The sequence below is a fragment of the Alteromonas sp. D210916BOD_24 genome (genome assembly GCF_047159385.1).
GTDB lineage: Bacteria > Pseudomonadota > Gammaproteobacteria > Enterobacterales > Alteromonadaceae > Alteromonas.
On record NZ_AP038333.1, the window covers coordinates 1906515 to 1918757 of the forward strand.

Genomic DNA, 12243 nt, shown 5'->3' on the forward strand with positions numbered 1-12243 from the left:
GCCTTTGTTAAATCGTCACGAGTTTTCTCAAAGGGCGATTTCAGGCACAGCATGAACCGCAAAAATGGCTATGCCAAATAAGCGCCAGACCTGGCATACAGATCTATTTCAAATTAACCCCAACTCACGCTTAACCATGGCTACCGACAACCGTTTTTGTTCCTGTAAGGAACGAGTATCAAGCCGCGCCAGAAGTGCCATTAAGCTTTTCAAATCCCGTTCGCTGTGATGCAGCAAAAATTGCAGCGCCTGATTTGAAAGCTTAAGTCCCCTTTCGTTCGCCCTCAACCTCACTGCCTCTTCCCGACCTGCTTCATCTAATTGATTAACGTGATAGATAACCCCCCACGCTAATCTTGAACGCAAATCAGGCAGTGTAAAGGCAGGATTAGAAGGTCCTAATTGACTGGTACACACAATGAGCGCCTGCTGAGTTTCAATCACGCGATTAAATAAATCAAATAGCGCCTCTTCCCACCTGGCATCCCCTGCGATGGCATGGATATTATCCAAGGCGATCAAGGACAGGTCTTCTAGGCCATCCAAGATATGATGTGACCAGGCCTGGTAATTATTCATGTTGAGATAAAGGTGGCTTACATTACGAGTGGCCAATTGATGACAAGTGGCAAACAGTAAATGACTTTTCCCTGTAGCCGATACTCCCAGTAAGGTAACTAGAGGTAGCTTAAGCGAAGCCAGATGACCTAATGCCTCGTCCTGGCGCCAGCTCGGTAAAGCGGCAACAATACTTTCTAGCACCGCTACCACTTCCTCATTACCTATATCAACGAAACTGTCAAAGTTTTCATCAATGGGGAGCGTAACGGGTAACGGCAACTGCATAGGCCTTAGTCATTCCAATAAAAGGTGTAGCCTTGCACAGATTGTCCCTGAGCATCAGTGACAGTGCGCAATTTCGTTTCTAAACGCAAACTAGTTAAAAAGTCATCTTTAGTACCCAGCAGAGAAAGCGCAAACGTCGCGACAGTGCCTGATTGCTGGATTAAGCTGGCGTCTTCAATAACACTAAGACTATTTAAGTATGCCGTCGCACTGGCGTAACTTTCAATTGTGCCAATGTTCGCCACCGATATAGTCAGGGTTTCTCGTTCTGATACGTGACTACCTACCACAGCGTACAGCGAAGACAAATAGTTGGAATAGGCGTCAACTAGTTGAGTAGCAACTGCCTCTGGCGAATCAGCATAAATGCTGCCATGACTGACTTTTCCGCCACCAATAAATACCCAATCCAGCGCGTAATCGCCTTCATCTGCGCGTTTAGCATGATCGGCGAATTCGTCCATAGTGAAAGGCATAACAACCGAGGTTGCCTGCACCGACTCCACATGGCTCATTTCATCCATGTCACGGGTTTGTGAAGAAGGCTGTTCGGATGAACTTATCCCATCAACTTGTACAACGTCATTTGCCATCGAATCGAAATGAGACGAGTCTGCATCAGGCCTTTGCGCCTGAGTGTCCTTCGCATAGGACTGACTGATATCGCTATCGTTACCAATAACGTCATCAAGGCTTTCTATCGTACCTGATGCTACAGGATTATCCGAAAATTCAGGAATAGCGGTAGGATCGTTGCGGTACACCCGAGCCCCAATAATATTATCAATACCATAGCGAATGGATGCCTTTCGAAGCGGCTCTACGAAGCGCCCCCACACATCATAGGTTGAAATACTGGTATTATCGGTAAGATCCATTAAAGGCAAACTAAGGGGTAGCCCTCTTTCTACAGCAGTTTGGCGCAATGCATCAGCCAATGAACTAGGCTGAGATTCATCTAACAGAAAACGTGAACGATCAGCGCTTTCCTGTGCCAGCCATACAATAGTCTCTGGCCTTCTGTCTCCCCACAGTGGCAGCATTTCTCGTTGCAGTAAATCGGTTAGCTTAACCTGATCAAAATCGGCTATATAGTAAGTAGTACCGTTATCATAATCGAAGCGATATGAACGAAGAAGGCTTTGCGGAGTACTTAAAGCAGCGCGAACGCCGGGATTATCAAGTACCGCAGTACTCCCTGACATTTTGACAAAAACCTGTCGAAGTGCTTTTTTCAACGCTTCCCGTTGTGTAGCCTGACTCTGGTTTTCTACCTCAATACGCGCTTCATTTGTCACAACACGCTGTGCCGCATATGACGCTGTAGTACCAGTAAGTAAAACAGTGAAAACAATACCCAAAAGACGCATAGCCTTTACCCTACTCAACGAACTTTGTTGTGTGCTGTTGTTAGCTGCCGTTAACATTGAAATTCCATAGTTTGTTAAACCTTATTCCTTACCTTTTGTAGTATTTACACGAAAAATACACATTTTGTATCGACGGCCAAGCACTTGGTGACCATTGTCTTTTATATTGGGGCTAATTTCATCCATAAAATGAAAAAGATTATTGCTTCCCCAATTTTGTTACGCTTGAAAAAGAAAAAAGCCTACAAAATAGTGGTGACAAATTGGACTTGTGGCCACTAACTGGTAGAATCCGCGTTTTTCTACCTCTTAGTTCCAGGGCCCAACCGTGAGCGAAAATAAAACTTCTTTAAGTTACAAAGATGCAGGCGTAGATATCGACGCAGGAAATCAACTTGTTGAACGTATTAAATCAGTTACCAAAAGAACCCACCGACCAGAAGTGAAAGGTAACTTGGGGGGATTTGGTGCATTGTGCGAACTTCCCACTAAATATAAAAAACCGCTACTGGTGTCTGGAACTGACGGTGTGGGTACAAAACTTCGGGTTGCCATGGATGCCAACCGCCATGACGGTGTCGGTATCGATCTAGTCGCCATGTGTGTAAATGATCTTATTGTGCAAGGGGCCGAACCCTTGTTTTTCTTAGATTACTACGCCACTGGCAAGCTTGACGTGGATGTGGCTGCGTCTGTTGTTACCGGTATTGGTGCAGGCTGTGAACAAGCAGGCTGTGCATTAATAGGTGGTGAAACTGCTGAAATGCCAGGAATGTATCACGACGGTGATTACGACATTGCGGGTTTCTGTGTAGGTGTAGTGGAAGCTGATAAAGTTATCGACGGCACCAATGTAAAACCGGGGCAAAAGTTGATTGCGCTGGGCTCTTCTGGCCCACATTCAAATGGCTACTCTCTGGTCCGCAAAATTATTGAAGTCAGCGGTGCAGACGTTAATGCTAACCTTAACGACAAGCCAATTATTGACCATTTACTGGCTCCCACCCGAATTTATGTAAAATCGGTATTGGCACTTCTGGAAGAAGTAGAGGTCAGTGCTATTTCACACATCACTGGTGGTGGCTTCTGGGAAAATATCCCTCGTGTATTGCCTGAAGATGCAAAAGTTGTCATCGACGAGAGCACGTGGCAATGGCCAGCTATCTTTGCTTGGCTTCAAGAGCACGGCAACGTAACACGTCATGAAATGTACCGCACCTTTAACTGCGGTGTGGGTCTGGTGATTGTGGTGGATGATCAAGACGTGGATAACGCCCTTCGCATACTTAGCGCTCAAGGTGAAGACGCCTGGGTGATTGGTGAAATTGCAGCCAAAGATGGCGAAGCGCAAGTAGAAATAAACCCATGAGCAAGCCAGTTAAAAAGCTATGCGTGTTAATTTCCGGTAATGGCAGTAACCTACAAGCCATTATCGATGAGATTGCAGCGAAGCGGTTAAACGCTGAAGTTTGTGGTGTTATTAGTAATCGCCCTCAGGCTTATGGGCTGGAGCGCGCGAAGGCAGCAGGAATTCCTGCAGTCTGTTTGGATCACACCCAATACGACGATCGAGATACCTACGATAAAGCGCTCAAGTTGCAAATCGATGAATTTGGCGCTGAGGGTGTAGTTCTTGCTGGGTTCATGCGTATATTGACCCCAGAGTTTGTGAATAGTTTTTCCGGAAAATTAATGAACATTCACCCTTCTCTGTTGCCTAAGTACAAAGGGTTAAATACGCATCAGCGCGCTATCGACAATGGCGACTCAGAACACGGCGTCAGTGTACATTTTGTCACGCCTGAATTAGACGGTGGTCCGGTGATTATTCAAAGCCGCGTCCCCGTCTTTGAAGATGACACCCCAAGCGAACTTGCCGAGCGGGTTCAGGAGCAGGAACGTCGAATCTACCCACTGGTACTGTCGTGGTATTGTGATGGCCGTTTAGTGATGCGCAACAATAAGGCAGTTTTAGATGAGCATGAACTTCCGGAATCAGGCTATGCCAGCGATTAAGCAGTTAGCCGTTTGTGGACTTTTCGCATTATCAATAAGTGTGAGTGCACAAGATAGTGGCGATTCTTCAGTTCCCCTGCAACCTTATGCGGCAAGTTACACTGCCTATAAGTGGGGAGATGACGTTGGCGAGGCAAATATTGAGCTCTCCCAGCTTGGAGAAAATCAATATTCATTACTTTACACCTCAAAAGTGTCTAAGTTTTTCTTGTCAGATAAGCGTAGCGAGCATTCTATTTTTCGTATAGAAGATTCCTCGGTAGTGCCCTATCAATATTACTACAGTCGTTCTGGAACTGGCCCTGACAAAGCGTTAAAAGTGACGTTCAGTCAACAAGGCGAAGGGAAAATTACGGTTGAAAATGGCGATACCTTCAAGTGGAACGGCGAATTTGATAATCAAATCTATCGATTAGATTTGGCCAAACAACTGGCACAAGGTAAAACCTCGCTGGAATATGACTTTGTCAATTACCGTGGTCAGCTTCGCCACTACGGTGTAGAAGTCGTAAATGAAGAAGTACTTTCCCTGCCTTATGGTGAGTTAGCAGCGGTTAAAGTAAAACTGATCCGAGACTCGAATAAAAGAGAAACGTTCGCGTGGTTTGCCCCTTCCTTAAATTACGCCCTTGTGCGATTACAACAATTTAAAGACGGTGACGAACAAGGCGACATTAAACTTAAATCGTTTAAAACGCTGTAGTATCAATCCTGTAGCGCGCTCGTAATTTGTTATTTACATGCATTGCGAGCGCTTAACGGGACTCACCTAAATTGCTCCTCATCTGTCTTCCTTTACCTTTATTCAGATTTATATGATGTAAAGCAAAGTCATTCTAAGTTTTATAACTATACTTACACTTATTATTGACGCTGTTTCTAGTAGAATATTCATGTAAAAATCTTGATCTTTGGGTTATTAAATAATAGGTTTACACCATGCTGGTCAGACCTCAAAAATCCGTGCTTTTTCGCCTCGGATATTACTCAAAAGAGCATCGACCTGTGTAACATTCAACGCCTCTCAGGAGAGAAGTATGGCAGATTTTATTTGGTTTTTACTGGTGCTATTGACACTGGCAATAGCTAGTTATCAACGCACCAGCTTGGTGACAGCCGTCGCCATGGGCGCGGGTGTCATGATTCTGGGCACCCTTTTCGGTGATATCGGCCTCTTAGGTTGGATAATCTATTTGGCTGTAACATTGCCATTCACATTAACAAATATCAGACAGCAACACATTTCTACAAAACTGCTGGCGTTTTATCGCAAAGTTATGCCCGAAATGTCCAGTACTGAACAAGAAGCTATTGATGCAGGCACAGTATGGTGGGATGGTGACATTTTTAGTGGCAAGCCTGATTGGGACAAGTTGCACCGTATTCCAAAAGGTCGCTTAACAGCGGAAGAACAAGCGTTTCTTGACGGTCCTTGTGACACTGTGTGCTCAATGGTAGATGAATGGCAAATTAACCACAAAGATGCCGACCTACCACCTGAGATCTGGCAGTACCTCAAAGAACACAAATTCTTTGCCATGATCATCAAAAAACAATACGGCGGTTTGGAATTCTCTGCTTATGCTCAATCCCGTGTTTTACAAAAGCTGGCGGGGGTAAGTGCGGTTCTGTCCAGTACAGTCGGTGTACCAAACTCATTAGGCCCGGGTGAACTGCTTCAGCACTATGGTACTAAAGAACAACAAGATCACTATTTACCTCGCCTTGCCGCTGGTGAAGAAATTCCCTGTTTTGCACTGACTGGCCCTGAAGCTGGTTCAGATGCCGGTGCAATTCCCGATGTAGGTGTTGTGTGTAAAGGTGAATTCAATGGCGAAGAAGTGCTGGGTATGCGTCTTACGTTTAACAAGCGTTACATTACCCTTGCCCCTGTTGCTACCGTTATCGGCCTTGCATTTAAACTCCAAGACCCTGATGGATTACTCGGCGATAACAAAGAGCCAGGCATTACCTGTGCGCTTATTCCTCGCGATACCAAAGGATTGGAGATTGGCCGTCGTCACTTCCCGTTAAATACGCCGTTCCAAAACGGGCCGCTAAAAGGCGAAGATATCTTTGTGCCTATTGACTACATCATCGGTGGCCCTTCAATGGCCGGACGTGGTTGGCGTATGCTGGTGGAATGTCTTTCAGTGGGACGCTGTATTACTCTGCCCTCGTCAGCAGCTGGTGGCGCTAAATCAGTATCGTTAGCTACAGGCGCGTATGCACGTATTCGTCGTCAATTCCGTATGCCGGTTGGGCACATGGAAGGGGTAGAAGAAATGCTCGCCCGTATTGGCGGTAACGCTTACCTAATGGACGGCGTCACGCGCTTTTCAACAGTGGGTGTGGATTTAGGGGAAAAGCCTTCCGTTATCTCGGCAATTTGTAAATATCACCTGACCGAAAAAATGCGTCAGGTAATCAATGATGCTATGGATGTACACGGCGGTAAAGGCGTTATGCTTGGGCCAAATAATTATCTAGGTCGCGGCTATCAAGGTGTGCCGGTTTCTATTACCGTAGAAGGCGCGAATATTCTGACCCGTAACATGATGATTTTCGGCCAAGGTGCCATGCGTTGTCATCCCTACGTGTTAAAAGAAATTCAAGCAGCCTCTATTGAAGACAGAAAAGAAGCCCTTCAGGCATTTGATAAAGCGGTCTTTGGTCACATTGGTTTTGCCGTAGCCAATACCGTACGCAGCATTTGGTTCTCATTAACAAATGGCGCATTTAGTAGTGCTCCGTTTAGCGATGAGACCGCGCGCTACTACAAACTCATGCAGGGTTACAGTGCAAATCTGGCCTTACTTACCGACGTATCCATGGGTGTGTTAGGCGGTGATCTCAAGCGTCGCGAACGTTTATCTGCTCGCTTGGGCGACATTTTAAGTGGCTTGTACTTAGGTAGTACTACCCTAAAACGCTTTGACGAAGAAGGTCGCTTAAAAGAAGACTTGCCATTATTGCATTGGGCAATGCAAACCACCCTGCACGATATTGAAACCGCTATCGATGACTTTTTAGCGAACTTCCCTAATAAAGCGATAGCTGGCGTCATGCGTGCATTGGTTATTCCATTTGGTCGTCGCGTTGCGAAACCTTCGGATAAGACAGAGCATGCCATTGCGCAAATGTTGCAAACTCCGTGTTCATCGCGCAGCCGTCTTGGCTATGGTCAATACCTCACGCGTGAAGATGGTAGTTTAATGGGCGATTTAGAGCAAACGCTTGATGATGTACTAGCAAGTGAGCCTATTTTCGAACGCATCTGTAAGCACAAGAAGGCAAAACTGCCTTTCACCAACTTGGACACACTTGCAGATGAGGCACTTGCAGAAGGTGTGATCAATGAAGATGAAGCAACACTATTGAAGCAAACCGAAGCGGGTCGCCTACGTACTATCAACGTGGATGATTTTGATCACGAAGAGCTTATCGCAAAAGTAAACTCGTCGACTAAACCCGCGAAAAAACGCGGTGGTAAAGCAGCGTAACACGTTTTACTAAGCTAATTAAAAAAGGTCGCCAATATGAGCGACCTTTTTTTTACCCCTACACCAGACAAAAAGCATAAAAAAAACGGAGTTAGCTAAACTCCGTTTTTTTTGTGCTTCGCTGCAGATTAATTAAGCTGCAATTTGTCCATCAGCAATACCGCCTGAGTACGCGTGTTAATTTCTAACTTGCGTAAAATAGCACTAATATGCGCTTTTATGGTGGCCTCTGTTACGTTCATTTCATGCGCGATTTGTTTGTTCATCAGCCCCGCACGTAAATAGGACAACACTTGAATTTGCTTAGGTGTTAATTCGCGGAAGCGCTGTAAAAGCAATTTCAATTCATCGTCTACTTTTTCAAGTTCGTCTTCCATGCCTTCAGGCAACCAGCGTTTACCTGCAATCATGTCGACAATTGCCTGCGCCATTTCTCGAGTAGCTGACACTTTTGGAATAAACCCTTGTGCACCAAGGCTCATCACCTGAGCTACCACTTCAACACTATCGCTACCTGAAATCACCCCAACTGGAATATTAGGAAATTGCTCACGCATTGTAATAAGTCCATTGAAATGTTCGCCGCCTGGCATATTCAAGTCGAGAAGAACCAGTTCAACGTTATCGAATTCGTTAAGTTTTTCCACTGCAGCATCTAGGCTTCCCGCCTCAAGTATTTGTGCATTGTCAAAGTAAGGTTCTAACGCGCCGCTCAATGCTTCGCGAAACAATGGGTGATCGTCTGCTACTAGAATTCTTGTCATTAGCGTTACTGCTTCCTTATTATAATGTACGTATAGATTAATACTTTCGGTTAGGGACGAAAAGCCCCTTTGTAAAGAAATTCACTGAAATAGTGACAAATTTAGCGTTTTTGATTGGCATTTTTAAATCAAACGGTAAAATTGCGCCGATTTAATTAAACTGAAGGCTGATTGTGAATAAACACGACAATATCTATGCATCCCCTCTCGACAAAGTTGCCGACTTTACCTTTGACGAGTCGGTAGTCGATGTTTTTCCCGACATGATCCAGCGCTCGGTGCCTGGCTATGAAACCATTATTCACACCATAGGCGAATTAGCAAAAAGCGTCGTTACCTCGAACTCTAACGTATATGACTTGGGTTGTTCCTTAGGTGCTGCCAGTTTATCAATTGCGCGTGCTACCCAAGACAAAACATGTAAGATTATTGGCGTTGACAGTTCACTCGCCATGGTCGAACGATGCAAACGAGTGGTACAAGCTTTTACCTTGCCAAATCCCATTCATATCGAACAAGGGATGGCGCAAGATGTGCGTATCGAAAATGCGTCCATGGTGGTGATGAATTTTACCCTTCAATTTATTCCACCTGCTGACAGAGCAACACTTTTAGCGAAGATTTACCAAGGTCTCAATCCTGGTGGCATTTTGGTTCTGTCTGAAAAAATTCGACATCCAACGGTACAAGGCAATGAACTGCTGATTGATTTACATCATCAGTTCAAACGTGACAATGGCTATAGTGAACTTGAAGTAAGCCAAAAACGTGCTGCGCTTGAAAAGGTCATGCTAACGGATACGTTTGCAGAGCACGAAACCAGATTGAAAACAGCCGGGTTTGAAGATGTAGTCATGTGGTACAAGTGCTATAACTTCACGTCGATGGTCGCGATAAAACCCTGACGTTAAAATAGAAAAATTTAAAGGTGCTATTCATTTAAAGCCCGAAATACTGAGAACAGAATGAGTAAACTTGAACAAACATGGCTAACCGACTGTTACAAGTCTTTGTTAGACAGTCCCCTTTCCCACTGGCTTCAGACCCTTCCAGCATTAATGGATGAGTGGCAAAGACATGGCAAGCACGGTGAATTTGACAAGTGGTGTCGGTTGCTCAGTAAACTCCCCACCACTGAAGTTGATCAATTTTCATTAAAACACGCTGTCACTTTGGGCAGCGAACAGAATGTCAACGACTATACTCAAAAGCAAATTGAAGGGTTGTTAAAGCAATTTATGCCCTGGCGAAAGGGGCCTTTTGACATACACGGTATTCACATCGACACAGAGTGGCGCTCAGATTGGAAATGGGATCGCGTCGTGCCCCATATCACGCCGCTAAAAGGCCGCAATGTACTTGATGTAGGTTGTGGTAGCGGTTATCACATGTGGCGCATGCTTGGCGAAGAGGCCAATCGCGTAATTGGTATAGATCCTACCCAGCTTTTTCTCATTCAATTTCAAGCGATTAAACACTTTGCTCATCACCCACAGATCGCCCGTGAAAACATACACTTCCTCCCTATGGGCATCGAAGACATGCAACCTCTAAAGGCCTTTGACACGGTGTTTTCCATGGGTGTGCTGTACCATCGCAAAGACCCCATGGCTTTTTTAACCCAGCTTAAAGATCAACTGCGTAAGGGTGGAGAGCTTATACTGGAAACATTGGTCGTAGACGGTGATGAAAATACCGTGTTGATGGCAGGCGAACGCTACGCGCAAATGCGTAACGTGTGGTTTTTGCCAAGCACAGCAGCACTAACCGTGTGGCTAGCTCGCCTTGGTTTTGAACATATTCGCGTTGTAGATGTAAATCATACAACCTTGGACGAACAACGTTCGACTTCCTGGATGGAAACACAATCTTTGAAAGATTTTCTCGATCCAGAAGATATTACTCGCACTATTGAGGGTTACCCTGCACCACAACGAGCCGTGATTGTGGCAAACAAAAAGTAACATAGGCGATATGCCGATTCTTTCTATTTTGGCATAAATGTTGTAACCCTAGTCTGCGAGAGTGTATGTATTCTGCATTGATTAGGGTAACAACATGGACATAGATGGCTTTTTAGCAACACATCAATTACCAAGTAGCTATGCAGAAATTGCACAAAAATGGTTCACGCCATTAGCAGAGCGGTTACTTGAGCACCAAAAAGGTGCAAGCACGCCTTTAATTGTCGGTATAAATGGCTGCCAAGGCTCGGGAAAATCCACACTGACCAGCTTTCTGGAAGCGTACCTTAGTTCGGTTTATCAGAAATCTGTGGTTTCTTTATCCATAGACGATTTCTATTTAGATCAATCAGCTCGCCGTGCACTGGCAATTAAAGTTCATCCACTCCTTATTACGCGCGGTGTGCCAGGTACCCACGACATTCCCCTAGCGCTCAATACGTTTCGACAACTTGAAACAGGCCAGCTAACCAGTCTTCCTCGATTTAACAAAGCCACTGACAACCCTTGGCCAAAAGTACAATGGCCCGTCATTTCGCATCAGCCCGATTTTATTATTTTAGAGGGCTGGTGTGTCGGTGTGTCTCCTCAAGCTAGCCACGAAGTTAAACCACCTATTAATCACTTAGAAGAGGTAGAGGACCCGCTTGGTATTTGGCGTTCTTTCGTCAATACTGAATTAGCAGGAGATTACCAGACACTGTTCCAAAAGATAGACTATCAGGTAATGCTAAAAGCGCCCTCGTTTGACTGCGTTTATCAATGGCGTTTAGAACAAGAACACAAGTTGGCTTTGCTGTCGCACATTGACCGTACAGGAATTATGAGTGATGAAGAAGTGGCAAACTTTGTGCAACACTACCAGCGAATTACTGAACATGCGCTTCGTACATTACCTGATGCATGTGACACCGTTTTTACATTGGATCATCACCGAAACATTATAAAACAGGATGTAAGTAAATGACGAAAACGCTCGTTTTCACCGATATGGACGGCACGCTGTTGGACCACCATACCTACTCATTTGAGGCGGCGAAACCGGCTTTAACGGCATTGGAAAAGAAAACTATACCCATTATTCCCACCACCAGTAAAACGTTTGCAGAACTGCAGCCACTGCGGGAGTCAATCGGCTTAGATGGCCCATTTATTATTGAAAATGGCGCAGCCATTTTTATTCCCCATGGTTTCTTTAAACAAAAACCCAGTGGTACCGTGTGGATAGATGGTTATTGGTGCAAAGCGTTCATTTCCAATAAAAATTACTGGATTAAACTATTAGATAAAATTGGCAGTGAATTTGACGGCAAGTTCAAACAGTTTTCCAAAATGTCGATTGAGGAAATACAGGAATGCACTGGGTTAGATGAACAATCGGCCTCCCTTGCCGCAAAACGCCAGTTTGGCGAACCTGTGTTATGGCTTGGTGATCAAACCGAAAAACAACGCTTTCTAAAGGCGGTTAAAGAGCGCGGCGCTTTTCCGCTCGAAGGAGGCCGCTTTATACACATATCCGGTAACTGTGACAAAGGGCAAGCACTGAAGTGGCTGGCCAGTGAATACCAGAAACAACACGCGACTAAGGTAAGAACAATTGCCTTAGGCGACGGCAAGAATGACGTGGCAATGTTAGAAGCGGCGCACGTCCCGATACGAATACTTTCACCGGTAAATCCTCCACCCGTTGTCAAAAAAGAAGAGGTTTACACCAGCACCCTACCCGGCCCTCAAGGCTGGAATGAAATGCTAACGCAATTATTATCTTTATAGTCAGGAG

11 protein-coding genes are annotated in these 12243 nt (G+C 45.1%); 8 read left to right on the forward strand and 3 right to left on the reverse strand.

The window, feature by feature from the left end:
* Positions 1 to 108: 108 nt before the first annotated feature.
* Together hda and ACMCM8_RS08255 are read right to left on the reverse strand one after the other, a co-directional pair.
* Positions 109 to 846, reverse strand: coding sequence for a DnaA regulatory inactivator Hda (gene hda, locus ACMCM8_RS08250; protein ID WP_412727280.1), 738 nt, complete (start codon positions 844 to 846; stop codon positions 109 to 111).
* 5 nt (positions 847 to 851) lie between these two features.
* On the reverse strand, positions 852 to 2273 hold the full coding sequence (locus ACMCM8_RS08255) for a DUF2066 domain-containing protein (protein WP_412727282.1): 1422 nt from the start codon (positions 2271 to 2273) through the stop codon (positions 852 to 854).
* Between the two features lie 271 nt (positions 2274 to 2544).
* On the opposite strand from ACMCM8_RS08255, the gene purM reads away from it, so the two are divergent.
* The 4 genes from purM to fadE all read left to right on the forward strand — a co-directional run bounded on the left by purM (position 2545) and on the right by fadE (position 7735).
* Positions 2545 to 3585, forward strand: coding sequence for a phosphoribosylformylglycinamidine cyclo-ligase (gene purM, locus ACMCM8_RS08260; protein WP_412727284.1), 1041 nt, complete (start codon positions 2545 to 2547; stop codon positions 3583 to 3585).
* Positions 3582 to 4232: a phosphoribosylglycinamide formyltransferase gene (purN, locus tag ACMCM8_RS08265; RefSeq protein ID WP_412727286.1), complete on the forward strand. Its 651-nt coding sequence runs from the start codon at positions 3582 to 3584 to the stop codon at positions 4230 to 4232. Before purM ends, purN begins: the two co-directional genes overlap by 4 nt.
* Positions 4192 to 4935: a DUF3108 domain-containing protein gene (locus tag ACMCM8_RS08270; RefSeq protein ID WP_412727288.1), complete on the forward strand. Its 744-nt coding sequence runs from the start codon at positions 4192 to 4194 to the stop codon at positions 4933 to 4935. The genes purN and ACMCM8_RS08270 overlap by 41 nt, the downstream gene beginning before the upstream one ends.
* Before the next feature lie 334 nt (positions 4936 to 5269).
* A complete protein-coding gene (gene fadE, locus ACMCM8_RS08275; protein WP_412727290.1) occupies positions 5270 to 7735 on the forward strand; it encodes an acyl-CoA dehydrogenase FadE in 2466 nt (821 codons plus the stop codon).
* 128 nt (positions 7736 to 7863) lie between these two features.
* On the opposite strand, the gene ACMCM8_RS08280 is transcribed toward fadE, so the two are convergent.
* Positions 7864 to 8499 carry a response regulator transcription factor gene (locus ACMCM8_RS08280; RefSeq protein WP_412727292.1) on the reverse strand — a complete coding sequence of 212 codons (636 nt, stop codon included), beginning with the start codon at positions 8497 to 8499 and terminating at the stop codon, positions 7864 to 7866.
* A gap of 173 nt (positions 8500 to 8672) precedes the next feature.
* Here ACMCM8_RS08280 and cmoA point away from each other — a divergent pair, with 173 nt between their 5' ends.
* The 4 genes from cmoA to ACMCM8_RS08300 all read left to right on the forward strand — a co-directional run bounded on the left by cmoA (position 8673) and on the right by ACMCM8_RS08300 (position 12236).
* Positions 8673 to 9404 (forward strand): carboxy-S-adenosyl-L-methionine synthase CmoA, encoded by a 732-nt coding sequence (cmoA, locus tag ACMCM8_RS08285; RefSeq protein ID WP_412727294.1) that lies wholly within the window; start codon positions 8673 to 8675, stop codon positions 9402 to 9404.
* A gap of 60 nt (positions 9405 to 9464) precedes the next feature.
* The gene (cmoB, locus tag ACMCM8_RS08290) at positions 9465 to 10463 is read left to right on the forward strand and encodes a tRNA 5-methoxyuridine(34)/uridine 5-oxyacetic acid(34) synthase CmoB (protein WP_412727296.1); all 999 of its coding nucleotides are present in this window, start codon (positions 9465 to 9467) and stop codon (positions 10461 to 10463) included.
* Positions 10464 to 10557: 94 nt separating this feature from the next.
* Positions 10558 to 11430 (forward strand): kinase, encoded by an 873-nt coding sequence (locus ACMCM8_RS08295; protein WP_412727298.1) that lies wholly within the window; start codon positions 10558 to 10560, stop codon positions 11428 to 11430.
* The gene (locus ACMCM8_RS08300) at positions 11427 to 12236 is read left to right on the forward strand and encodes an HAD-IIB family hydrolase (protein WP_412727300.1); all 810 of its coding nucleotides are present in this window, start codon (positions 11427 to 11429) and stop codon (positions 12234 to 12236) included. Before ACMCM8_RS08295 ends, ACMCM8_RS08300 begins: the two co-directional genes overlap by 4 nt.
* The last annotated feature ends 7 nt before the right edge of the window (positions 12237 to 12243 follow it).

Excerpts from the sequence above, each read along its gene's own strand:
- ACMCM8_RS08300 (WP_412727300.1), top strand. The coding sequence starts at position 11,427 with ATGACGAAAACGCTCGTTTTCACCGATATGGACGGCACGCTGTTGGAC.
- ACMCM8_RS08295 (WP_412727298.1), top strand. The coding sequence starts at position 10,558 with ATGGACATAGATGGCTTTTTAGCAACACATCAATTACCAAGTAGCTAT.
- purN (WP_412727286.1), top strand. The coding sequence starts at position 3,582 with ATGAGCAAGCCAGTTAAAAAGCTATGCGTGTTAATTTCCGGTAATGGC.
- ACMCM8_RS08255 (WP_412727282.1), bottom strand. The coding sequence starts at position 2,273 with ATGTTAACGGCAGCTAACAACAGCACACAACAAAGTTCGTTGAGTAGG.
- cmoB (WP_412727296.1), top strand. The coding sequence starts at position 9,465 with ATGAGTAAACTTGAACAAACATGGCTAACCGACTGTTACAAGTCTTTG.
- ACMCM8_RS08280 (WP_412727292.1), bottom strand. The coding sequence starts at position 8,499 with ATGACAAGAATTCTAGTAGCAGACGATCACCCATTGTTTCGCGAAGCA.
- hda (WP_412727280.1), bottom strand. The coding sequence starts at position 846 with ATGCAGTTGCCGTTACCCGTTACGCTCCCCATTGATGAAAACTTTGAC.
- ACMCM8_RS08270 (WP_412727288.1), top strand. The coding sequence starts at position 4,192 with ATGAGCATGAACTTCCGGAATCAGGCTATGCCAGCGATTAAGCAGTTA.
- fadE (WP_412727290.1), top strand. The coding sequence starts at position 5,270 with ATGGCAGATTTTATTTGGTTTTTACTGGTGCTATTGACACTGGCAATA.